The sequence below is a fragment of the Janthinobacterium sp. 75 genome, from assembly GCF_004365495.1.
GTDB lineage: Bacteria > Pseudomonadota > Gammaproteobacteria > Burkholderiales > Burkholderiaceae_D > Janthinobacterium.
Genome location: NZ_SORD01000001.1, coordinates 298386 through 320933, shown reverse-complemented (window position 1 = coordinate 320933; position 22548 = coordinate 298386). Strand labels below are relative to the sequence as shown.

Annotated in this window: 20 protein-coding genes and 2 tRNA genes; 11 read left to right on the top strand and 11 right to left on the bottom strand. The window is 63.3% G+C overall.

What is annotated here, in order from left to right; genetic code table 11:
* Window positions 1–71: 71 nt before the first annotated feature.
* The gene (locus C8C89_RS01550) at window positions 72–710 is read right to left on the bottom strand and encodes a TetR/AcrR family transcriptional regulator (RefSeq protein WP_133988725.1); all 639 of its coding nucleotides are present in this window, start codon (window positions 708–710) and stop codon (window positions 72–74) included.
* A 105-nt stretch (window positions 711–815) separates the two neighbouring features.
* On the opposite strand from C8C89_RS01550, the gene C8C89_RS01545 reads away from it, so the two are divergent.
* Entirely contained in the window at window positions 816–2036 is a 1221-nt protein-coding gene (locus C8C89_RS01545) for a TCR/Tet family MFS transporter (RefSeq protein ID WP_133988724.1), read from the top strand.
* Window positions 2037–2065: 29 nt separating this feature from the next.
* On the opposite strand, the gene C8C89_RS01540 is transcribed toward C8C89_RS01545, so the two are convergent.
* The 4 genes from C8C89_RS01540 to C8C89_RS01525 all read right to left on the bottom strand — a co-directional run bounded on the left by C8C89_RS01540 (window position 2066) and on the right by C8C89_RS01525 (window position 5576).
* A complete protein-coding gene (locus tag C8C89_RS01540) occupies window positions 2066–2317 on the bottom strand; it encodes a DUF1059 domain-containing protein (RefSeq protein WP_101483736.1) in 252 nt (83 codons plus the stop codon).
* A 66-nt stretch (window positions 2318–2383) separates the two neighbouring features.
* On the bottom strand, window positions 2384–4738 hold the full coding sequence (locus C8C89_RS01535) for an acyl-CoA dehydrogenase (RefSeq protein WP_133988723.1): 2355 nt from the start codon (window positions 4736–4738) through the stop codon (window positions 2384–2386).
* Between the two features lie 123 nt (window positions 4739–4861).
* The gene (locus tag C8C89_RS27475) at window positions 4862–5221 is read right to left on the bottom strand and encodes a hypothetical protein (protein ID WP_101483738.1); all 360 of its coding nucleotides are present in this window, start codon (window positions 5219–5221) and stop codon (window positions 4862–4864) included.
* Window positions 5222–5500: 279 nt separating this feature from the next.
* A tRNA-Phe gene (locus C8C89_RS01525) sits at window positions 5501–5576 on the bottom strand.
* A 117-nt stretch (window positions 5577–5693) separates the two neighbouring features.
* Here C8C89_RS01525 and C8C89_RS01520 point away from each other — a divergent pair.
* On the top strand, window positions 5694–6464 hold the full coding sequence (locus C8C89_RS01520; RefSeq protein ID WP_143452638.1) for a hypothetical protein: 771 nt from the start codon (window positions 5694–5696) through the stop codon (window positions 6462–6464).
* 42 nt (window positions 6465–6506) lie between these two features.
* On the opposite strand, the gene C8C89_RS01515 is transcribed toward C8C89_RS01520, so the two are convergent.
* The 5 genes from C8C89_RS01515 to C8C89_RS01495 form a co-directional block, all read right to left on the bottom strand.
* Entirely contained in the window at window positions 6507–6944 is a 438-nt protein-coding gene (locus tag C8C89_RS01515; protein ID WP_101483740.1) for a hypothetical protein, read from the bottom strand.
* 172 nt (window positions 6945–7116) lie between these two features.
* Window positions 7117–9534 (bottom strand): S9 family peptidase, encoded by a 2418-nt coding sequence (locus C8C89_RS01510; RefSeq protein WP_166674647.1) that lies wholly within the window; start codon window positions 9532–9534, stop codon window positions 7117–7119.
* A 104-nt stretch (window positions 9535–9638) separates the two neighbouring features.
* Entirely contained in the window at window positions 9639–11930 is a 2292-nt protein-coding gene (locus C8C89_RS01505; protein ID WP_243857864.1) for an EAL domain-containing protein, read from the bottom strand.
* An 86-nt stretch (window positions 11931–12016) separates the two neighbouring features.
* Window positions 12017–12427 (bottom strand): energy transducer TonB, encoded by a 411-nt coding sequence (locus tag C8C89_RS01500; protein WP_101483742.1) that lies wholly within the window; start codon window positions 12425–12427, stop codon window positions 12017–12019.
* A gap of 90 nt (window positions 12428–12517) precedes the next feature.
* Entirely contained in the window at window positions 12518–12823 is a 306-nt protein-coding gene (locus C8C89_RS01495) for a PsiF family protein (RefSeq protein WP_101483743.1), read from the bottom strand.
* A 265-nt stretch (window positions 12824–13088) separates the two neighbouring features.
* On the opposite strand from C8C89_RS01495, the gene C8C89_RS01490 reads away from it, so the two are divergent.
* From C8C89_RS01490 to C8C89_RS01480, 3 genes are all read left to right on the top strand, one after another.
* On the top strand, window positions 13089–13628 hold the full coding sequence (locus C8C89_RS01490; protein ID WP_010393404.1) for a DUF2058 domain-containing protein: 540 nt from the start codon (window positions 13089–13091) through the stop codon (window positions 13626–13628).
* A 246-nt stretch (window positions 13629–13874) separates the two neighbouring features.
* Window positions 13875–14024 (top strand): DUF2256 domain-containing protein, encoded by a 150-nt coding sequence (locus C8C89_RS27575; RefSeq protein ID WP_101484844.1) that lies wholly within the window; start codon window positions 13875–13877, stop codon window positions 14022–14024.
* Window positions 14021–15370 carry a DASH family cryptochrome gene (locus C8C89_RS01480; protein WP_133988722.1) on the top strand — a complete coding sequence of 450 codons (1350 nt, stop codon included), beginning with the start codon at window positions 14021–14023 and terminating at the stop codon, window positions 15368–15370. Before C8C89_RS27575 ends, C8C89_RS01480 begins: the two co-directional genes overlap by 4 nt.
* Before the next feature lie 113 nt (window positions 15371–15483).
* On the opposite strand, the gene C8C89_RS01475 is transcribed toward C8C89_RS01480, so the two are convergent.
* A tRNA-Phe gene (locus C8C89_RS01475) sits at window positions 15484–15559 on the bottom strand.
* Between the two features lie 186 nt (window positions 15560–15745).
* Here C8C89_RS01475 and dkgB point away from each other — a divergent pair.
* The 6 genes from dkgB (at window position 15746) to C8C89_RS01445 (ending at window position 22544) form a co-directional block, all read left to right on the top strand.
* Complete coding sequence (gene dkgB / locus C8C89_RS01470; protein WP_101483745.1) at window positions 15746–16570, top strand: 2,5-didehydrogluconate reductase DkgB; 825 nt, start codon at window positions 15746–15748, stop codon at window positions 16568–16570.
* Between the two features lie 7 nt (window positions 16571–16577).
* Window positions 16578–17513 carry an LLM class oxidoreductase gene (locus tag C8C89_RS01465; RefSeq protein WP_101483746.1) on the top strand — a complete coding sequence of 312 codons (936 nt, stop codon included), beginning with the start codon at window positions 16578–16580 and terminating at the stop codon, window positions 17511–17513.
* A 66-nt stretch (window positions 17514–17579) separates the two neighbouring features.
* Entirely contained in the window at window positions 17580–18812 is a 1233-nt protein-coding gene (locus tag C8C89_RS01460) for an FAD-dependent monooxygenase (protein WP_243857863.1), read from the top strand.
* 149 nt (window positions 18813–18961) lie between these two features.
* Window positions 18962–19678, top strand: coding sequence for a DsbC family protein (locus tag C8C89_RS01455; RefSeq protein ID WP_101483748.1), 717 nt, complete (start codon window positions 18962–18964; stop codon window positions 19676–19678).
* Window positions 19679–19810: 132 nt separating this feature from the next.
* The gene (locus tag C8C89_RS01450; RefSeq protein WP_034753534.1) at window positions 19811–20269 is read left to right on the top strand and encodes a (2Fe-2S)-binding protein; all 459 of its coding nucleotides are present in this window, start codon (window positions 19811–19813) and stop codon (window positions 20267–20269) included.
* 10 nt (window positions 20270–20279) lie between these two features.
* A complete protein-coding gene (locus C8C89_RS01445; protein ID WP_133988721.1) occupies window positions 20280–22544 on the top strand; it encodes a xanthine dehydrogenase family protein molybdopterin-binding subunit in 2265 nt (754 codons plus the stop codon).
* Window positions 22545–22548: the final 4 nt, after the last annotated feature.

Sequence of the window (22548 nt, the reverse complement as noted above, 5' to 3'; positions counted from 1 at the left end):
GCGATTGTAGGCGGCTTGGCGCCAGATTGCCTTGCCTTGGGTCAAGGGATTGACAGCCGGCACCAAGGCGCTCAGGCGTAAGGCGTGCCCGCCAGCGCCGCGTTCAAGCCGATATGTCCCTGGTCCAGCAGCGCGAGAAAGCTGGCCTTGGCCTGCCGCGCGTCGCCATGCTGGCGAAAGTGCCGGTGCGCTTCGATGAGGGCGGTGCTCCAGGTTGCCAGCAGCAGGCTGGCCGCCAGTTGTGCCAGAGGATCGTGCGCGTCGCGCCCGGTGCTCTCGGTCAGTGCCTGCGCCACCACGTGCGCCAGCTCGTCGCGTATCGCCCGCGCCCGCGCCTTCAGGGTATCGCTGGCCTCGATGGTGGCAATGAAGCCCTGGCCGGCGGCGGAAAATGTGATGTAGGGACTGTCCTCCAGTACCAGCCGGTGCGCCAGCAGGCGCAGGGTGTCGATAGGCGCGATGGCGGGATCGCGCTGGCGCAAGGCGGCACGCAGCAGTTCGCGTCCCTCTTCCTCGCGGTCGAAGAACATGTCTTCCTTGCGCGGGAAGTGGTTGAACACCGTCATGCGTCCCACGCTGGCGGCCGCTGCGATCTCGTCCACCGTCACTTGCTCGAAGCCGCGTACGAAGAACAGGCGCGTGGCGGCATTCGAGATGGCTTGCCGGGTGGCAAGGCGTTTGCGGGAGCGGAGGTCGGCAGGAATCGTCATGTTGCCGCAATCATACACCAGGTGTACTGAGTACAGATAAGGCTTGATGACACAGTCAGGCGGGGCGTATTATTTATGTACTGAGTATATATTTGGATTGAGTATATGAAGCCATCCGTTCCGACGACAGCGCTGTCTGTCATCTTCGCCACGGTCGTGCTCGATGCCGTCGGCATCGGCCTGATCTTCCCCATCCTGCCTGCACTGCTACGGGATGTCACGCATGCCGCCAACGTGGCGCCGTATATCGGCATCATGACGGCCTTGTACGCGCTGATGCAGTTCATCTTTGCGCCCGTGCTGGGAGCGCTGAGCGACCGCCTGGGGCGGCGCCCCGTGCTGCTGGTTTCGCTGGCGGGCGCCGCCGTCAACTACCTGTTCCTGGCGTTTGCGCCCAGCCTGTGGATGCTGTTGCTGGGGCGCGCCATCGCGGGGCTGACGAGCGCCAACGTCTCCGTGGCCACGGCTTACATCACCGATATTTCGGCCGAGAAGCAGCGGGCGCGCCGCTTCGGCTTGCTCAACGCCATGTTCGGCGCAGGCTTCATCATCGGCCCCGTGCTGGGCGGTGCGCTGGGCGATTACGGGCTGCGCCTGCCGTTCATGGCGGCGGCCATCTTGAATACCGGCAACCTGTTGTTGACGTTTCTTACCTTGCCCGAGTCACGTCCCCCCATGCGCCAGCCCACGCGCGCGAAAATTGACCTGGCGGCATTGAATCCCTTGCGTCCGCTGCGCTGGGTTTTCTCGCAGAAAACCTTGCTGCCGATCACCGTCATCTTTTTTACCTTCAGCGCGGCCGGTGAAGTGTATGGCGTGTGCTGGGCCTTGTGGGGCCACGATGCGTTCGAGTGGAACGGCCTGTGGATCGGCCTGTCGCTGGGCGCCTTTGGCCTGTGCCAGGCGCTGGCACAGGCCTTCTTGCCCGGCCCGGCCGTGAAACTGCTGGGCGAGGGCGCCACCATCCTGACCGGGGTGGCCTGCGCCTGCCTGGCGCTGGTCGTCATGGCCTTTGCCAGCCGCAGCTGGATGATCTTCGCCATCATGCCTGTGTTCGCCTTGGGCGGCATCGGCGCGCCGGCCCTGCAGTCGCTGGCCACGCGGCAAGTCGCCGACGACCGGCAAGGCCAGTTCCAGGGCGTGCTGGCCTCGTCCGTGAGCCTGGCGTCCGTGCTCTGCCCGCTGGTGTTTTCCAGCCTGTATTTTGTGTTCAAGGAACACTGGCCCGGCGCCATCTGGCTGTCGGTGATCGTCGTGTACGCGGCGCTCGTGCCGCTCGTACTGGGTCTGGACATCAGGACGCCAGCCAGCAAGCTGGCATCCTGAACTAGCAAGCCGGCGTGGCCGGCACGGACTTAATGTGTGTGCGTGTGCGCGGCGCTACTGCTGCCGGCCTGTCCCGCCATGGGCAGGTGTTCGGGCGGCATGCCGTCCTTGAACAATTGACGCAGCTGCTGGCGCAGCTCCGGCGTGTCGTGGTGATGGTGTACCGAAACCGCGTGTTCCACAGCAATTCCCAATAGCTCTTCCTCGCTGTCGGCCGAGATGGCCACCGAGCAATGCGTGTCGCTTGGAAATTCCCGGCAATCGATGAATTTGCGTGTCATGATCGACTCCTTTCTGCCAAGAGCGGGTACCGCACCCGCCCCCTTCAGTATAGGCCGCAATCTGGCCTAGGCCACGCGGCTGCTGGCATTCGTCCTGTGCGCAGGCAAGTGTCTGGGCTGTGCCGTATCGGCGGGGAAATCGTTGACCTGTATCAAGCCATCGACCAGGCACGCATATTCCAGCAAGGTATTGTGCTCCTGGCAGCTGACCAAGTTTGCTGGCTTGGCCGCAGCCAGCCACTGTTGCATGGCAGACAGGCTTTGCGGCAGGCGCCTGAGGGACGCCCCTTCGGGCGTGTCTTTCAGGCGTTTTTCGATGTGCAGCACGTCGGGCAGCAAGGCCAGCGCCCGTTCGGCGCAAGCCAGCGTATCGTCGGTGTCGCTGGCGACATGGTCGTCGGCCAGCAGGCGCTCGCGGTCGGCGCCCGGCGTTTGCAGGGCCAGCGCCACCTCGCTGCCCAGTTCGTCGGACGGCGGACGATGGGGCAGGCCGAAGGGCAAGAGCAGCATGCGCAGCAACACCGCCAGCACGCGTGCGGGAAAATTGTCCAGTACGCCCGTCAAGCCCTGCTGCGCCTTGACCAGCGCATCTTGCAGCGCCCAGTGCACGTAAGGCAGGTCGGCGGCGAAACGGCCATCGTCCTCGTAACGCTTCAGCACGGACGACGCCAGGTACAGTTGCGCCAGCACGTCGCCAAGGCGGGCGGACAGCCGCTCGCGGCGCTTGAGCTCGCCACCGAGCACGAACATCGACATATCCGTCATGACGGCAAAGGCCGTCGACATGCGCGTCAGCGCGCGGTAATAGGGAGCCAGTACGGGTGCGCTGGCGTCGGGCACGGCCACCAGGCGCGCGCCGCCCAGTGCGTACCACAATCCCCTGGCCAGGTTGCCCAGCACAAAGCCTACGTGGCCAAAGAAGGCTGCATCGAAATCGCGCACGGCTTTGCGGCCATCGCTTTCGCTGACGGCCGCCATTTCCCGGAGTACATATGGATGCGCGCGGATGGCGCCCTGGCCAAAGATGATCAGGCTGCGCGTGAGGATGTTGGCACCCTCAACGGTAATCGCGATGGGGATTTGCTGGTAGGCGCTGGCGAGGAAATTGTCCGGCCCCACGCAGATGCCCTTGCCGCCCAGGATGTCCATGCCGTCATTGACGAGCGCGCGTCCCCGTTCCGTGACGTGGTATTTGACGATGGCGGAAATGACGGCCGGCTTTTCGCCCAGGTCGACGGCGTGCGCAGCCAGGGTGCGGGCCGCGTCCATCAGGTACAGATTGGCGCCCATGCGGGCCAGCGCTTCCTGTACCCCCTCGAATTTGCCGATAGCCATGTTGAACTGGCGCCGCACGGCCGCATATGCGCCGGTGCCGCGCACGGCCATCTTGCCCATGCCCACGCTGGACGAGGGCAGGGAAATGGCGCGCCCGGCCGCCAGGCATTCCATCAGCATGCGCCAACCTTTACCCACTTGCGCCTGGCCGCCGATGACCCAGTCGATGGGGATGAAAACATCGTTACCGGACGTGGGGCCGTTCTGGAACGCGGCGTTCAAGGGGTGATGGCGGCGGCCGATCACCACGCCGTCGTGGCTGGCGGGGATCAGGGCGCAGGTGATGCCCGGCGCATCGTTGTCGGAGAGCAAATGATCGGGGTCGCTGGTCTGGAATGCCAGCCCCAGCAAGGTCGCCACGGGTGCCAGGGTGATGTAGCGCTTGTTCCAGCTGAGGCGGAAACCCACAGTGGCGCGCCCTTCATGCATGCCCATGCACACGATGCCAAGGTCGGGAATGGCAGCCGCATCGGAACCCGCATACGGGCTGGTCAGTGCAAAGCAGGGAATCTCCGTGCCGGAAGCCAATCGCGGCAGGTAGTAATCCTTTTGTTCTTCGGTGCCGTAGTGCAGCAGCAGTTCGGCCGGTCCCAGCGAATTGGGCACCATCACGGTCACGGCCAGCGCCGAGCAGCGGCTCGACAATTTCATCACCACCTGCGAATGCATGTAGGCGGAGAATTCCTTGCCGCCGTATTGTTTCGGGATGATCATGCCGAGGAAACCCTGCGCCTTCATGTAGGCCCAGGCTTGCGGCGGCAAATCCTGCGCCTGCTGCGTTTCCCAGTCGTTGACCAGTTCGCACAGCCGCTCGACGTCGTGGTCAAGAAAATGGCGCTCGTCGGCAGTGAGCGAGGCGCGGCCATAAGCCAGCAGCCTGGACCAGTCGGGCCGGCCGGAAAACAGCTGGGCATCCCACCAGGTGGTGCCCGCCTCAAGGGCGTCGCGTTCCGTGTCGGACATGCTCGGCAAGATGCGCTTGAACAGGGCCAGCAAGTGTGGGGTAATCAGGGCGCGGCGCACGGGGCCGGGCGCGAACAGTGCAAGCAGGCCCAGCAGGGCCACCATCAGTACGATCATCAGCATGCGATATCTCCCTGTGTAATAAGTACAGGGTAGGCCGATATGGCCGATGTTACTGTGCGGTACTGCGCATACGCACAACGCCAACCGGATGGGTTGGCGTTGTGGTGTGTGGCGTGAGGCGTATTAGCGTTGTGGAACGACAATCACCGTGTCGCCTGTCTTGCCCTTGGCACCGTCGTCGCCCTTGGCACCGTCGTTGCCTTGGACACCATCGTTGCCTTGAACACCATCGTTGCCTTTTGCGCCAGTGGCGCCCTTGGCGCCATCATATCCGGCGGCACCGCTGTCGCCGGTCTGGCCAGTGGCGCCGGTCGCACCGGTTGCGCCGGCAGGAGCTTCGGCACCCGTGGCACCCGTTGCGCCGGCTGGACCAGGCGCGCCGGCAGGGCCGGGGACGACTTGCACGACGGGTGGCGCTTCGCGCTGGCAAGCGGTCAAGGCGAGGGTAGAGGCGAGCGCGAGCAATATCAGGGTTGTTTTCATGATGCATCCTTTGGAGTGTGCCGTTATGTACGGAACGGCTCGACGGCGTCGGGCGCGAGTTTCGCATGGCGGGGAGAGATGACCAGTTGACCCGTCTGCCGTGTTGCGCATGGCGCGGACGGCGGGAAGGGAATTAGTGGTCTGCCTGCAGCATGTGCTCCTGGACGGCTGCAGTCCGTACGTTTGCGTACACAGCGGTGGGCGCGATGGTGGTTTTGTGCAAAGACAAACAAAAACGCCACCCGAAGGTGGCGTTTTTGATAAGTTCTGCTGAATTCTTGGTGGCCCGGGGCGGAATCGAACCACCGACACAAGGATTTTCAATCCTCTGCTCTACCGACTGAGCTACCAGGCCAAGGCGGCGAATTATAGCAGAAAGACTTTCCACCTGACCAGAGCTAGCTGTGTTCAAATGCAACAGATGGCCAAAACATAGTGTTTTGGCATCGATATGCGACATAAGGATGCGACGATGCAGCGACGTATTGGAGTGCAAGGCTTGGCGGTGGCGGGCTTGTTCAGTTTGTTTTGCAGTACGGCGCGGGCCGACGGGCTGGCCGATTTGAATGCGGCGCTGGCGCGCTTGCAGGGGCAGATGCCTATCAAGGCACAGGTGGAATCGAAAACCTGGCGCCGCGAGGGCGAAGGCAAGGCGGCGGAAGAGGATAGCGGTCAGGCCATGGTGACTGTCGACGGCGGGTCGGCGGGCTTGCAGGTGCTCTACGGCAAGGATTTGCTGGCGAAAGTGGAAGCCGAGCAGCGCGCCAAGGTGAAGGATCCCAAGGTCAAGACGCCGATCGGCTTTGCGCTGGGGGAAATGAAGGCGACGGAGCTGCGTTCCATGGTGTCGGCGGCGGACGCCCTGTCGCGCGAGATCGAGGAAGCCGTGTTCAGCGGCGAAAAAATGGATAGCTACAAGGGCAAGCCGGCGCGCCTGATCAGCTTTACCCTGTCGCTCGACAAGGTGCCTGAGAAAGACCGCAAGTATGTGAAGAAGTTCGAAGGCGGCATCGAGGTGTGGATCGCTGCAGACGGCACGCCGCTGGCCAGCCATTTCCACGTGGATGTGAGCGGACGCGCCTTTGTCGTCATCAGCTTTACGCAAAAGACGGATGAGACGCGCCAGTATGGCGTCAGCGGTGACCATTTATTGTTGCTGCGCAAGGAAAGCAAGAACGCCACCTCGGGTGCGGGCGAGAAGGTGGAAAGCAAAATTATCAAGACCTTGCAGCTGCAATCCTGAAGCGTTGCAAAACCTCCCAAGCCGCTGATCCAGTGGCTTTTTTTACATCGCCGAGCTGCCGCCCATGACGCTCTTTTGCAGTACGCATCGTCCCGCTTCGCAGGTGGCGCCCGGGTCCGTGACGATGGAGCAGGTCGACATCATGCCATCCGCCTGCTGCTGCTTGCGGCTGGCCTCGGCTTGCGCCTGGGCCAGTGCCTTGAGTGTCTTGCCGTCATGGTCCTTGCTGGACCACGCCAGATAGCGCTCGGGCCCACCGCAGGCCTTGGCGCCGATGGCGAGGGTGTGGCATTGCTGGGTGGAGTCGCAGGCGGCGGCACCCACTTCCGCCTGGATTTGCGCCAGCAAGCCGGCATTGCCGGGGGCGGGCGGCGCATCCTGTGCGGGGGCGCTGCCACAGGCACTGGCGGCCAGCAGCACGATGGAGGAGCACGCGGCGCGCAGCAGTGGTAACAGGATGGGGGAGGTAGGTATATGCATGCCTTCATCATGTGCCACGCTTGCCCGAATGGCAAGCGCGATTCGCACGCTGGACGCACATGCTGTTGCCGATCCTGCCGTCATCGAGCGACACGACGCCGCGGCCCCTGCCGTTTGACTGACGTCAAGATGCCGTACATAAAAATGCCCGCATGAAAGCGGGCAGTTAAACTTACTTCAGCGTGCGCTGGAACAACTGATAAATCCTGCGGTACTCGTCATACCACGCTTCGGGCTGCACGAAGCCGTGGCGCTCCATGGGGTAGCTGGCCATTTCCCAGTTATCCTTTTTGAGCTCGATCAAACGCTGCGACAGGCGCACGGAATCCTGGTAAAACACGTTGTCGTCGATCATGCCATGGGCAATCAAGAGGTTGCCCGTCAGTTTGTCAGCGTATTCGATCGGCGAGGAGATTTTGTACGCTTGCGGATCGATGTCCGGCGTGTTCAGGATATTGGCCGTGTACTCGTGGTTGTAGGTAGTCCAGTCCGTCACGGGACGCAGCGCTGCGCCGGACTTGAACACGTCCGGCGCGCGCATCAGGGCCATCAGGCTCATGAAGCCGCCATAGCTGCCGCCATAGATGCCCACGTTCTTGATGTCCCCCTGGTGCTGCTGTGCCAGCCAGTTGGCGCCGTCGAGGAAATCTTCCAGTTCCGGGTGGCCCATCTGGCGGTAGATGGCCGTGCGCCACGCGCTGCCGTAGCCCATCGAGGCGCGGTAGTCGACGTCGAGCACGATATAGCCTTGCTCCACCAGCAGGTTGTGGAACATCTGTTCGCGGAAGTACACAGGGTAGCGCTCGGTCACGTTCTGCAGGTAGCCGGCGCCGTGCGCGAACATGACGATGGGATAGCGCTTGCCCGCTTCCAGTTGCGCAGGGCGGTACAGCTTGGCCCAGATGGGCGCCGCGCCATGCGTGGATGGCACTTGCACCAGTTCCGGCATGACCCAGCTGCGCGCCTTGAAGGCCTCGCTGCGCGTATCGGTCAGGATAGTCGCCTTGCCGCCTGCAACGGAAATCGTCGCCAGCTGGGCCGGCAGGTAGCTGTTCGAGTAGCGCAGCAGCAGCTTGCCGTTATCCGGCGACAGGCCGAAGTTTTCCACGCCTTTCAAATTTGTCACTTCGCGCACGCCGCCCTCCCTGGCCGTGCTGGCGCACACTTCATAGGTGCCGGGCGCCTGCGGGTTGCACATAAAGTAGGCGGTCTTGCCGTCGCGGCTCCACTCGACGGCGCTCACTTCCCATTGGCCTTGCGTCAACGCGCGCGCCGGAGCCGCGCCCGTTTTTGTGTACAAGTGGGCGTAGCCGCTTTCCTCGGACAAATACCACAGGGTGGCGTTGTCGGCCAGCCAGCCGAATTCGTCGGCGCGGCGGTTCACCCACGCCGTGTCGCTCATGCGGTGTACGGGCAGGAGGGCGCCATTGGCCAGGTCGACGTTGGCGATCCAGCGGTCCTTGTTGTCGATGGCGCGCACGCGCACGGCCACGCGCGAACCGTCATCGGTCCAGGCGATGCCGTCGCGCTGGGCGTCGATGCGCACGGGACGGTTGCCTTTCAGTGGCGGCAGCTTCTGTTCGGCGCGCAAGGCCGCCAGCGGATCGGTGGCGATGCCGGGCAGGCTGTCGAAAGCGATCTCGCGCACCTGGCCCGTGCGCAGGTCGGCCAGTTTCAGGCTTTGCGCGATGGGCATGTTGCGGCCCACGCGCGTACGCTCGTCATCCGCTTCCGGGTAGCCTGTTTCCGTGACGTAGCGGGCCAGTTTGCCCAGCTTGCCTTTTTCGGCGGCCTTGTCTTGCGTGACGAACAGCAGCCAGCGGCCATCCGGCGACAGGGCGCTGCCCGATATCGTCACTTTTTCGCCCAGGTAAATCGGTTCCGGCGCGCGCGTGGCGTCCAGGCGGCGCTCTTCGTGGCGGCGCTCGCGGCTTGCATCGCGATCTTCCTTCTGGCGCGCCAGGTTGACGATCAGGCGCAGTTGCAGCTCGCGCAGGGCGTCCGCTTCGGGCTTGGCATCCGGGTCTTTGGCTGTGCGCAGCAGGGCGACGGGTGCACTCAGGCGGTCAACGCGGCTCCAGCTGAACCAGTCGCTGCCGCTACGGTACTGCACCGCGCTGCCGTCGGCGGAGTATTGCGGGTCGCTGATGGCCGAGACGCCGCGCGTGATCTGGATCAAGGCGCCGTTTTTCAGGTCGCGCTCGAACAAGTCGCCATTGCGCAGCAGGATGGCGCGCGTGCCGGCCCGGTTGACGACCATCTGCTGGCCATCGAGGTTCGCCAGTTGCGCATCGGCAACCTTCTTGCCGCTATTGAGCTTGGCGTTCGCGCCTGGCAATTGATAGGTGTCGCGCAGAGGCGAACCAAGGCGTTTTTGCTTGTAATACAGCTGCCCATTCCAGCCCCACCACGCCGCTTCGACGGGTGTGCCGATCCAGTCGGGATCGGCCATGGCCTGGTCCAGGGTGATGGACGTGGGAGCTGCGGTAGTGGATGGGGCCGCATGCGCGGCGGGCAGGGCGGTGGCCAGCAGAGACAGTAGCAGAGGTGTCAGCAGGGGTTGGGCCAACAGGGGAAGAACCAGACGCATCGGGGATCGCTTTATTTGACGAGATGATAAAAGGGGATGGTGAAGGTACAGGCCATGAGGCCGGTATTCTAGCGGAGGAGTTTCGTGCAGGAAATGTCGGAAAGCTAAGCTTGATGTTGGGCCAGCCAGGCGAGAAAGTCATCGAGCGGCATGGGCCGCGCATACAGGTAGCCCTGCAAGCCATCGCAATCGTGGGCGACCAGGAAGTCGGCCTGCTCCTGCGTTTCCACGCCTTCGGCCACGACGCGCAAGCTCAGATGGCGCGCCATGGCCAATATCGCTTGCACGATGGCCGTATCGCGCGCATCGCGCGGCGTGTCGTCGATGAAGCGCTTGTCGATTTTAAGTTCGTACAGCGGCATCGAGGTCAGGTAGGCGAGGCTGGAATAGCCGGTGCCGAAATCGTCGATGGAAAAGCGGATGCCCAATGCCGCCAGTTCGCGCATGCGCGCCAGCGAGGCGTCGCGCTGGTCGATCAGCAAGCCTTCCGTCAATTCCAGGATCAGGGCGCCGGCCGGCGTGCCGTACTCGGCCAGCGCCGCCTGCACACGGGCGGCGAAATCAGGCTGGCGAAATTGGGCCGGACTCACGTTTACCGACAGCGCCACGGGCGATCCCGCCTGCGCCAGCAGGCTGGCGGCGCGGCACGCTTCGCGCAGGGCCCAGTGCCCCAGCCTGACGATCAGTCCCGATTCCTCGGCGATGGGGATGAAGACACCCGGCCCGATATGCGTGCCGTCCGCCTGTGGCCAGCGCATCAGCAGCTCGGCCCCCGTCACCCGGCCTTGGCGGTCGACCTGCGGCTGCACGTGCATGCATAATTCATGCTCATCGAGGGCGCGCGCAAGCGCCCGTTCCAGGGTCAGGCGCCGTTCCACGCCTGCCTGCATGGCCGCTTCAAAGAAGGCGATGCCGTTGCGCCCTTCCGCCTTGGAGCGGTACATGGCGATGTCGGCTTCGCGCAGCAGGTCGTGCGCCTGTTGGCCCGTTTTTGGCAGCAGGGTCACGCCGATGCTGGCGCTGCAATGATAGGACTGCCCCTCGATATCGAAGTCGCGCGCGATGGCGGCGCGGATTTTCTCGGCCACCTGGGCTGCCGCGCGGGCGGCGCAGTCCAGGTCATTGGCCAGGTGCGCCAGCAGCACGACGAATTCGTCACCGCCGATGCGCGCCACCGTGTCGGCTTTGCGCATCAGCTGCGCCAGTCGTTCACCGGCCAGGCGCAGCAGCGCGTCGCCGGTGGCGTGGCCGCGCGCGTCGTTGATGTGTTTGAAGTGGTCGAGGTCGATGAACATCAGCGCGCTGATTTTATTGTCGCGCGGCGCGGCGGCCAGCAGGTGGGCGATGCGGTCCATCAGCAGGCGCCGGTTGGGAAGGCCCGTCAGCACGTCGTAGAAGGCCAGGCGGTGGATGTCCGCTTCCGATTTCTTGCGCTCGTCAATTTCGCGCTCGACAGCCACCCAGTGCGTCTGCCTGCCGTCCGCATCCGTAAACGGCACCAGTTCCGCTTCGACCCAGTACGCCTTGCCGGCCTTGTTGTAGTTCAGTAACTCCGCCCTGGCCGGCTGGGCGCTGGCCATGGCGGCGGCGACGCGGGCCAGTTCGTCCGCATCGGTGGCGGGGCCCTGCTGGAACAGCAGGCTGCGGCCCAGCACCTCGGCACGCGTATAGCCGCTGCTGCGCGTGAAGGCGTCGTTGACGAAGATGATGCGCGTGGCCGGCACCGCGCCGGGGCCGGGCGGGCCGTCCAGCACTTCGGCGATCATCACCATGTCGTTCAGGCGGGCCAGCGCCGTGGCCGTCAAGCGCAGCTCGGCGTTGCGTTGCGACAGGGCCTTGCTGCTGTCTTCCAGGTGGCGCAGCAGGAAGGCGCAGGACAGGGTCAGCACGGCGGCGATGAACAGGAAATTCAGGGCCACGATCAGCGCGCGCAGCGCGGGAGAATCAGGCGTGCCCGGCAAGTGCAGGGCGACGTCGGGATACAGGCCCAGGAAAAAGATGGTCAGAGACGTCAGGGCCAAGGTTGACAGGGCTGGCCGCATGCCCAGCAGCAGTGCCGCCAGTACGGGCATGAGCATCATGTAGATCTGGCTGACGGGGCCGATTTTCAGCAGCAGGCCCACGCCCACCAGGTAGGCGACGATCAGGAACTGCCACACGCGCCAGCGGTAGGACATGGCACGCAGATGCCAGATGACGCCGACCCAGCCGATGGCCAGCAGGTCGAGGACGACAATGGACCAGATGGCTTCGCTCGCGGCCAGCAGTGCGCTGGGAATGGCCGTCACGAAGCCAAGCAGCAGAACCACCTGCAGCAGGCGCTTAAAGACCTGGCCGCGCCAATGCGCGAGATCGTTCGACGCCACCACGCTGCCGTCCTTTCTCCAGAATGCCATGTAACCGTACTGAGCAGTAGGTTGATTAAATACTACGCGCTATCTTTCCTCATGTCATCTTGATCATTCATCATGATTGCCGGCGTTCAGCGTTCAGCGTTGTCGACGGATTCATTGATCCATTGGTAGGGCATGATGACCTTGCTGGCGACGGGCTTGCCGTCCAGCGTTTCAGGCTGGAAGACGCACTTGCCCAGCGCATCGCGGGCCGCCTGGTCGAGAGCGGGATAGCCGCTGGAGCGGATGACAGCCGCTTTGCTGACCTTGCCGTCTGCTTCTACCGTGAAGTGCAAGGTCACTCTGCCTTGGGCGCCGCGACGTTTCTCGCCCGGGGGCCAGGCTGGCTGGGTGCAAGCGGCCGGCATGCTGGCTGGCACGCGCACGGCCGGTGTCGAAATGGGCGCCGGCGTGCTTGTGTGACAGCCTGGCAAGAGAATGGCGAGGCAGGTGGCGGCCAGCAGGCTGCCGGCAGTGGAAGGGGACAGGCGATAGGGCAAGAGGAGACTCCAGGTGGTGGGAACAAAAAAAAGCCAGCCTTTCGGCTGGCGCTGTGGGGTGAAGCGCACACTGGCGCTTCGAACCGGCGCTTATTTCTTGGGCGCGCTCAGGCATTCTTTCATGAACGCCTTGCGCGCGTCGCCCTTCATGTCCTTGGCGTCGGCATTGCACGTTTTCATCTTGGTTTGCTGCGTCATGGCCGGCGCCGGCTTGGCGCTCAGGCATTCCTTCATGAAGGATTTGCGCTCATCGCCTTTTTTGCCTGCGGCATCGGCATTGCAGGTGGTCATTTTCGACTGTTGCGCCGTCTTGGCGGCGGGGGCCGCTTCCGGTGCGGCGGCAAAGGCGGTGCTGGCAAACGCGGCAGCGATGCAGAGGGCGATTAATTGTTTCATGGCAAATCCTTGTAGACGCAGGCGATGGAAGGGGACAGGCAATCGGCAGCTCACTGCCGATATACAGAACGTAACTAACTATATGACATTTATCAACAAAATTTCCAATCGAGTGTGTCTTTTTGTTACTGCCGGGCGCCAGGCGTCGACCGGCAGGCCCGGCCAGTCATTCTGCGGCGGCAGCGGCCCTGTTTTTTGCTATGCTAACGTCTTTCCACCGGCCGATGCCGCAGTCTCGGCTGGCGCACCCTCATACGGAGTAGTTATGGTCTCGTTGCAAGAGCAGTTTTTAAAGGCCGGCCTGGTCGACAAGAAGAAGGTCAAGCTGGCCAACCAGGACAAGAGCAAGCAAAAAAAGGACGAGCGCAAGAGCGGCACGCAAAGTGTCGACGAGGTGCGCCTGGCCGCGCTCGAGACGCAGCGCAAGAACGCCGAGCGCGCGCGCGAATTGAACGCGCAGCGCGACGCGGCCGCCAACCAGAAGGCCATCGTGGCGCAGATTGCGCAAATGGTGCAAAAGAACCGTCAAAGCAAGGGCAACCACGGCGAGCTGCCGTACAACTTTACTTTTAACAACAAAATCGAGCGCATCTATGTGACGGCTGCCGTGCAAGCCCACCTGGTGGCGGGCCGCCTGGTGATCGTCTGCCTGGGCGGTGCCGTGGAGCTGGTGCCGCGCATCATCGCCGACAAGATCGCCGAACGCGATCCGGCCATCGTCGTACGTGTAAAACAGGCCAGCACCGAAGTGGACGAGGACGATCCGTATGCGGCGTTCCAGATTCCTGATGATTTGATGTGGTAAAGCGGATTGCCCGGCGCCAGGTGCGTCGGCTGATGTAGCGAGCGGGCCGGAGATGGCTCGTTCAGGACGGCGCTTATAGCAGCGCCAGATCCGTTTTTTCCGTAAGATTGTGGCACCGCCAGAATGTGGCATGCTCGATCGTGCTGGCCGTCAGGCCGTCCAGTGGCGGCCGGTTTCTGCTTCGGTTGCCTCCTGCGACACCCTGCGTCCTTCGTCCTTCGTTCTACGTTAGCCAGAGTGATCAACATGCGTATGCGAAAAAAATCTGACCTTCCGACCAAACGCTGTCAGCAATGCCAGTTGTCGTTTGCATGGCGTAAAAAATGGGAAAAGGTCTGGGACGAGGTGAAATACTGTTCAGATCGCTGTCGCCAGGATAGCAAGCGTCAGACATGAATACCGACCCCGCCGCAAGGTCGGCACAAACGCATATTTACTGGTTCCGCAATGATTTGCGGCTCGAGGATAATCCGGCTTTGCGCCAGGCCTGCCAACGCGCCGGCCATCTGTTGTTTGTGTATTGCCATCGCAGCGCGCCGGTCGCGACGCGCTGGAATGTGCCGCGCACCAGCCCGCATCGCCAGCATTTTCTCCGCTCGGGCCTGGCGGACTTGGCGACGCAGCTGGGGTCGTACGGCAGTCAGTTGCTGGAGGTCGAGGGCGACCCCGCCCAGGTGTTGTTGGCACTGGCGCACTCCATCGGCGCGACGACTATCCATTGCGAGGAGATTGCCGCGCCAGAAGAGCAGGGCGACCTTGCCGCACTGCGTGCTGCAGGCCTGACAGTTGAAGCGCTGTGGCAATCGAGCTTGCTCGATCCGGCCGCGCTGCCGTTTCCGTGCGCTGCCTTGCCTGATGTATTCACCAACTTCCGCATACTCGTAGAGCGAGAGCAGGTGGCGCCGTCGGCCCCGCTCGCGCGGCCGACGACGATTCCGCCCTTGCCGCCGGACTTCGAAGCACTGGCTGAAACCTGGGCTGTGGTGCCGGACGTGCTCCAGGACGCGCATCTTGCCACCGCACGGTCGTCGTTCCCGTACGCGCTACCGGCTTTTTACGGTGGCCCGAGTGCCGCCGCTGCACATCTGCGCCAGTATTTCGGTGGCGAGCTGGCGCACACCTACAAGCTCACACGCAATGGTTTGACCGGCGTGGACTACTCCACCAAATTTTCTCCATGGCTAGCCTGCGGCGCACTATCCGCGCGCGTGGTGTGCGCCGCGCTCAGGCAATTTGAAGCAGAGCACGGCGCCAACGACAGCACATACTGGATCTGGTTTGAATTGATGTGGCGCGACTATTTTCGCTTTCTGCACCTGCAGCATGGGGGCGCGCTGTACCGGGCGCAAGGCTTGAGCAGCCTGGGCCAGCCCAGTCACGATGCGCATCGATTCGAAGCATGGTGCCAAGCCCGCACCAGTGAACCGCTTGTCAATGCGGGCATGGCCGAGCTCAGTGCCACCGGTTATCTCTCCAACCGGCTGCGTCAAATTGTTGCCAGTTACCTAGTGCACGATCTGGGCTGCGATTGGCGCGCCGGCGCTGCCTGGTTTGAAGCGCAACTGATCGACTACGACGTTTACAGCAATCAGGGTAACTGGCTGTACGTTGCCGGCCGAGGAACCGACCCGCGCAATGGGCGACGGTTCAACCTGCAAAAGCAAATGCGTGACCATGATCCAGACGGGGCCTATCGGCGCCTCTGGGCGACGCAAGGCACGGCGCAGGTCGAGCTGAAGTGAGGGATGTCAACGGGGCGCAGCTTTTGCGCCGGAAATGAACCGGCGCCAAGGACTGCGCACCCCGGAAACGACAACGCCCACTAGCATGAGTGGGCGTTGCGTGAACGAATTCTTGGTGGCCCGGGGCGGAATCGAACCACCGACACAAGGATTTTCAATCCTCTGCTCTACCGACTGAGCTACCAGGCCAAGGTGGCGAATTATAGCAGACCAAAACGGGAATGCAAGAGCCGGCTGTGACTTTTCCCGGATTTCTTGCAGCGGCAGGTCTTTACTTGCCTGTGGGTCAAATATTATTTGAGGTAAGCGGTATTTTTCTCAACAAAAGAACGGTGCATAGTGTGCTCATCGTTACTGATTTGAGAGGACTACCGCATGAACGCCACTACCAATCGCACCGCCATCCCCGCCATCGGCCTGGGCACTTTCCGCCTGCAGGGGCAGGTCGTCATCGATTCCGTCGCCACGGGCCTGGACGTCGGCTACCGCCATATCGATACGGCGCAAATCTACGGCAATGAAGCCGAAGTGGGCCAGGCGATTGCCGCCAGTCCCGTCCCGCGCGACGAACTGTTCGTCACCACCAAGATATGGATCGACAATCTGCAGCGCGACAAACTCATTCCAAGTTTAAAAGACAGCCTGCACAAGCTGCAACTGGAGCAGCTGGACCTGACCCTGATCCATTGGCCGTCGCCGCAGGACGCGATTCCCGTCGCCGACTACATGGCGGCGCTGCTGGAAGCCAAGGCGCAAGGGCTGACCAGGGCCATCGGCGTATCGAATTTCACCAACGCGCAGCTGCGGCAAGCCATCGCTACCGTGGGCGCCGGGCAAATCGCCACGCAGCAGGTCGAGATCCACCCGTTTCTGCAAAACCGCACCGTCATCGATTTCGCGCGCAGCCAGGGCATCCACATGACGGCCTATATGCCGCTTGCGTATGGCAAGGTGGTGATGGACCCCGTGATTGCGGCCATCGCCGCCAAACACGGCGTGACGCCAGCGCAAGTGGCACTGAGCTGGTCGCTGCAGCAGGGCTTTGCCGTGATCCCGTCGTCGACCAAACGCGCCAACCTGGAAGCAAACCTGCATTTCCAGCGCATTACCCTGTCGCCGGACGAGATGGCGCAGATGGCAACTCTGGAGCGTGGCGAGCGCCTGGCCAACCCTGACGGCCTGGCGCCGCAGTGGGATTGAGGAGAAGATGATGACTGCGATGAACAAGCTGGGGCAGGGCGGCGGATTGAGTATCGGCCTGGAATTGCCGCTTGATAATGACTGGTCGTCCACGGGGCGCCAGGCGAATGCGGCGTCCGTCCGCGTGCCGGGCGAGCCTGACATGAAGCAGCACGCGGCGCTGGCGCAGCTGGCCGACCGCCTGGGTTTCAGGGCCCTGTGGCTGCGCGACGTGCCCCTGTATGACCCCTCGTTCGGCGACGCGGCCCAGGTCTTCGAGGTGTTTACCTACCTCGGCTACCTGGCTGGCATCACCGAGAACATCTTGCTGGGCACGGCCGCCGTGGTGTTGCCGCTGCGCGAACCCGTATTGACCTTGAAGGCGGCGGCCAGCGTCGACCAGTTGAGCGGCGGGCGCCTGCTGTTGGGCGTGGCCAGCGGCGACCGGCCCGTCGAGTATCCCGTGTTTGGCCGCGACTTCGACCAGCGCGGCGCCGCCTTCCGCGAGCAGGTGGCCATGCTGCGCGACTGGGGCGTAACGCGCCTGCCGTCCGGCATCCGCCTGTTGCCCAGGCCAGCCGCGCGCTTGCCGCTGCTGGTGGCAGGGCTGGCGCAGCAGTCGCCCGCCTGGATCGGTGAACAAATGGATGGCTGGCTCGCCTATCCGGGGACGCCCGACGACCATGCGCGCCGTTCGGCACAATGGCGCGCCGTGGCCGGTGGCGACAAGCCGTATGTCAGCTTCATCCACCTGGACCTGGACGAAGATCCCGCCATGCCGCTGCAGCGTTTCCGCTTTGGCGGGCGCACGGGGCGTGATGGCCTGATCGCGGAGCTGCACGCGATGCGCGAGGCCGGCGTGCGGCATATCGGCCTGCAACTGCGGCAGAACCGCCGCCCGCTGGCCGAGACCTTGCAGGAGATCGCGGACCACGTGCTGCCTGTATTTCATGGAGCCGCTTGATCTGGGGCACGCGTCCTGTACTTCCGGACTATCTGAAAAGGGTGGGGCAAACGCTATAATGGCCGTATGAACAGTCCCACTCCCCCCACCATGCGGCGCTTCATGCATAGCCACAGCGACGTTTGCATCGTCGGCGACGGCGCCATCGCGAAAACCACGGCGCTGGCGTTTGCCCAGGCAGGACAAAGCGTCACCCTGTTATCCCCGGTGAGCCCTCCGGCACCCACCGTCAAGCCGGTCGAAGCCAGCTGGGATGTACGCGTGTATGCGCTCAATCACACGGCGCACCAGTTGCTGTCGTCGCTGAAGGTGTGGGGCGCTTTGGCGGCCGACAGGGTGGCGCCCATCGATGCCATGCTGGTCAACGGCGACGGTGTGCAGGCGGGCGGACTCGGTTTCGACGCTTACGGCGCCCATGTGGGCACGCTGGCGTGGATCGTCGAGGACCGCAACCTGGGCCAGGCGCTGGACGCCGCGCTGAAATTCGCACCTAACGTCAATGTGGTGCAGGGCCGCGCCAGCCGCCTGGAATGGACGAATGATACGGCCATCGTGCACCTCGATGGCGGCGACACCATCACCTGCGCGCTGGTGGTGGGCGCGGACGGCGCCCAATCGTGGGTGCGGGGCCAGTGCGACATCGGTCTCGATTACCGCTCGTATGGCCAGCGCGGCGTGGTCAGCAACTTCGCCTGCGAAAAGCCGCACCATGGCGCGGCCCACCAATGGTTTACCGGCAGCGAAGGCATCGTCGCGCTGCTGCCGCTGCCGGGGGACCGCGTTTCGCTGGTCTGGTCGGCGCCCGATGCGCTGGCCGATACCTTGATGAGCGAATCGGCCGACGCCCTGGCCGAGCGCCTGGCCGCGTATTGCCACGACAAGCTGGGCAAGCTGATACCTTTGCAGCCGGAACTGGTGCGCGCGTTTCCACTGACCCTGATGCGCCCGCACGCCATGGTGGCGCCACGCGTGGCCCTGGTAGGCGATGCCGCCCACGTGGTGCACCCGATGGCCGGCCACGGCATGAACCTTGGCTTTGCCGACGTGGCGCAACTGGTCAAGACGATCAGCGAACGCGAGGCGCACCGCGGCATCGGTGACGAGCGCGTGCTGGCCCGCTATGCCCGCGCGCGCAAGGAAGACGTGCTGCTGATGCAGCTGGCGACCGATGGCCTGGCGCGTTTGTTCGGCGCCGATCTTGAACCGTTGCGCGTGGTTCGCAATTTGGGATTAAACTTGCTGGATAAATTACCTGCCCTGAAGCGAAAAATGATTTCTCACGCGTTGGGACATCATTAAGTCTTAAGATATCGCTGGATAATGGAAGCAGTGAAAATTCAAGGTCGCCGCAGCTGGTCTGCGGCGCTCGTTTTGTTAAGAAGATAGTTGCGCCGGGCCAGAGGCCAGTTCCGCCAGGCGTTTCAAGTGGAGAAGTGATAGTGATAAAAATGAGTAGAATCGCATTAGTGCTGGCCTCGGGCCTGATGATGTCGTGCGCCGGCGCGGAAACGCCTACGGAAGCGAGCATTAAAAAGCTGATCGAACCGCGCCTGGGCGAAGGCGCCAAGGTTGATTCGGTCAAGGAAACCCCGTATGGAGGCCTGTACGAAGTGCGCACGGGTGGCGATATCCTGTACACGGACAAAGCCGCGCAATACCTGTTTGTTGGCCACGTCTTCGACGCCAAGACGTCGCAAGACCTGACCAAGGTGCGCCTGGACGAAGTCAACCGCATCAAGTTCTCCGACCTGCCGCTCGATTCGGCCATGAAATCCGTCAAGGGCAATGGCAAGCGCGTGATCGCCGTGTTCGAAGATCCGAACTGCGGTTATTGCAAGCGTTTCCGCCAGAATGCGCTGAAGGAAATCGACAACGTCACCGTCTACACCTTCATGTACAACATCCTGTCACCGGACTCCATCGTCAAGTCGCGCAACGTGTGGTGCGCGCCGGACCGCAACAAGGCCTGGGACGACTGGATGCTGAACGGCAAGGCGCCAGCCACGGTCGCTGCCAATTGCGCCAACCCGCATGAGAAAATCCTGGCCCTGGGCCAGCAATTGCGCGTCTCGGGCACGCCTGCCATCTTCTTTGCCGACGGCAGCCGCATTCCGGGCGCAGTCGATGCGAAAACGCTGGAACAGAAATTCTCGACCATTAAGTAATCCGGGCTGTCGCCAGAAAGGCTGGACGGCGCGCCCTCGCAAGGCGCGCTTTTTTTTGCACTTTTTTCCGCTGTCGTATTATCAAGTGTTGTTTGTAGACGCCATAACAATCCAAAAAAGGGGAAGCAGCAGATGATTACCTTGAATATCAACGGACGAGACACGCAGGTCGATGCCGATCCTTCCACGCCCATTCTGTGGGCGCTGCGCGATAACCTGAACATGACGGGCACCAAATTCGGTTGCGGCGCGGCCCTGTGCGGCGCCTGCACGGTGCACCTTGACGGCCAGCCTATCCGCTCGTGTATCACGCCGATTTCCTCGGTCGGCGCGCAAAAGATCACCACCATCGAAGCGATGGAAAACGACCAGGTGGGCAAAGCGGTGCAGGCGGCGTGGGTGCGCCACGACGTGCCGCAATGCGGCTACTGTCAAAGCGGCCAGGTGATGAGCGCCACAGCGCTGCTGCGCACCAACAAGGCACCCAGCGATGCCGACATTGACGGCGCCATGAGCGGCAATATCTGCCGCTGCGGCACCTATCAACGGATCCGCGCAGCCATCAAGGACGCGGCCAAGACCCTGGCCTGAGGAGAGAGACATGCGTATCGAATGGTTGAATCAGGAAGCATTGCAGCATGGCGGGGTGACCCTGGGCGCGGCGCTGGCATCGGCCCCGGTGGCGCTTGCAGATGGTGTGTCGCGGCGCGGTTTCATGAAAGCCGGCGCGGTGGCGGGCGGCGGCTTGATGCTGGGCTTTTTCCTGCCCGGCGCAGGGAAACTGGCACAGGCGGCCGATGCTGCATCCGCCAAGCCCGCGTACGCGCCGAACGCCTTTTTGCACATCGCCCCCGATAATATGGTGACAGTACAGGTGAACCGCCTGGAATTTGGCCAGGGCGTGCAAACGAGCTTGCCCATGCTGATCGCCGAGGAACTCGACGCCGACTGGAGCCTGGTGCATGGCGCGCTGGCGCCAGCCGGCGAACAGTACAAGGATGCCGCCTACGGCATGCAGATGACGGGAGGCTCCGGCAGCATCGCCCATTCGTTCACCCAGTACCGCGAAATTGGCGCCAAGGCGCGCGCCATGCTGGTAGGCGCCGCCGCCGCACAGTGGAAAGTCAGTCCCGACCAGGTGCGTGCCGCGAAAGGCGTGCTGTATGGCCCCGGCGGGCAAAAGGCGACATATGGCGAGTTTGCCGACGCGGCCATGCGCCAACCCGTACCTGCCAGCGTCATGCTGAAGGACCCACGCGACTTTTCCATCATCGGCAAACCCGTGAAACGGCTCGACGCGGCGGCCAAGTCCACAGGAAAACAGCAGTTCGGCATCGACTTCAAGCCGCCTGGCGCGAAAGTGGCCATGGTGGCCCGCCCGCCCGTGTTTGGCGCCAAGGTGGCGAAATTCGACGCCAGCAAGGCCAGGGCTATCAAGGGCGTGCTGGAAGTACTGGAAGTAAAGACCGACCGTGGCGGTAGCGGCGTGGCCGTCATCGCCGACGGCTACTGGCCCGCCAAACAAGGGCGCGACGCGCTGGTGATCGAGTGGGATTCGAGCGCCGTGGAAAAAGTCAGCAGCGCCCAGCAACTGGCCGCCTTCAAGGCGCTGGCCAAAACGCCGGGCACTGTCGCCAAACCTGCCGACATGGGCAAGTTGGCCTCCGCGCCGAAAAAGATCGAGGCCGTCTATGAATTCCCTTACCTGGCACATGCGCCGATGGAACCGCTCAATTGCGTCGTCGACCTGCAGACCGACAAATGCACGATGTGGGTGGGCTCGCAATTCCAGACGGGCGACCAGGCGGCGATTGCTGCCACCTCTGGCCTGAAACCGGAGCAGGTGACCTTGCATACGATGATGGCGGGCGGCGGCTTCGGCCGGCGTGCCGTGCCATCTTCCGATTACGTGGTCGAAGCCGTCAACGTCGCCAAGGCTTATCGCGCGGCGGGCAAGAGCGGTCCATTGAAGCTGATGTGGAGCCGCGAGGACGACATCAAGGGCGGCTACTACCGGCCGTCGCATGTGCACCGCGCGCAGATCGGCCTCGACGCCAAGGGCAAGATACTCGCCTGGGACCACACCATCGTGGGCCAGTCCATCATGGCCGGCACGCCGTTCGAAGCCTTCATGGTGAAAAATGGCGTCGACGGCACCATGGTCGAAGGCATGGGCGAACCGTACACCCTGCCGATGAAGCTGTCCGTGCACACGGCCAAGGCGAACGTGCCCGTGCTGTGGTGGCGTTCCGTCGGCTCGACGCATACGGCCTTTGTCATGGAAACCCTGATCGACGAAGCGGCGCACGTGGCGAAGATGGACCCCGTCGCCTACCGCAAGCAGCTGATCGACGCCAAGCATACGCGCCACATCGCCGCGCTGGACCTGGCCGTAGCCAAGTCCGGTTATGGCAGGAAGAAGCTGCCGAAGGGACAGGCCTGGGGTGTGGCCATGCATGAATCGTTCAATTCCGTGGTCGCCTACGTGGTGACGGCGTCGGTGGTCGAGGGCGCGCCCAAGCTGCACCAGGTATGGGCGGGCGTGCATTGCAACCTGGCCGTCAACCCCCTGACGATCGAGGCGCAAGTGCAGGGTGCCGCGCTGATGGCGCTGGGCATGACCATTCCCGGCGCGGCCATCACGCTCAAGGATGGCTTGGTGGAGCAGCAGAACTTCGGCGACTATCCGGTGCCGCGCATGCCCGACATGCCGGTGATCGAGGTGCATCTGGTACCGTCGGGCGACGCGCCGACGGGCATGGGTGAACCCGGCGTGCCGCCGCTGGCGCCCGCTTTCGCCAATGCGTTGTTCGCCCTGACGGGCAAGCGCCTGCGCAAGCTGCCGTTTGATCTGGCGGCCGCATGACGGT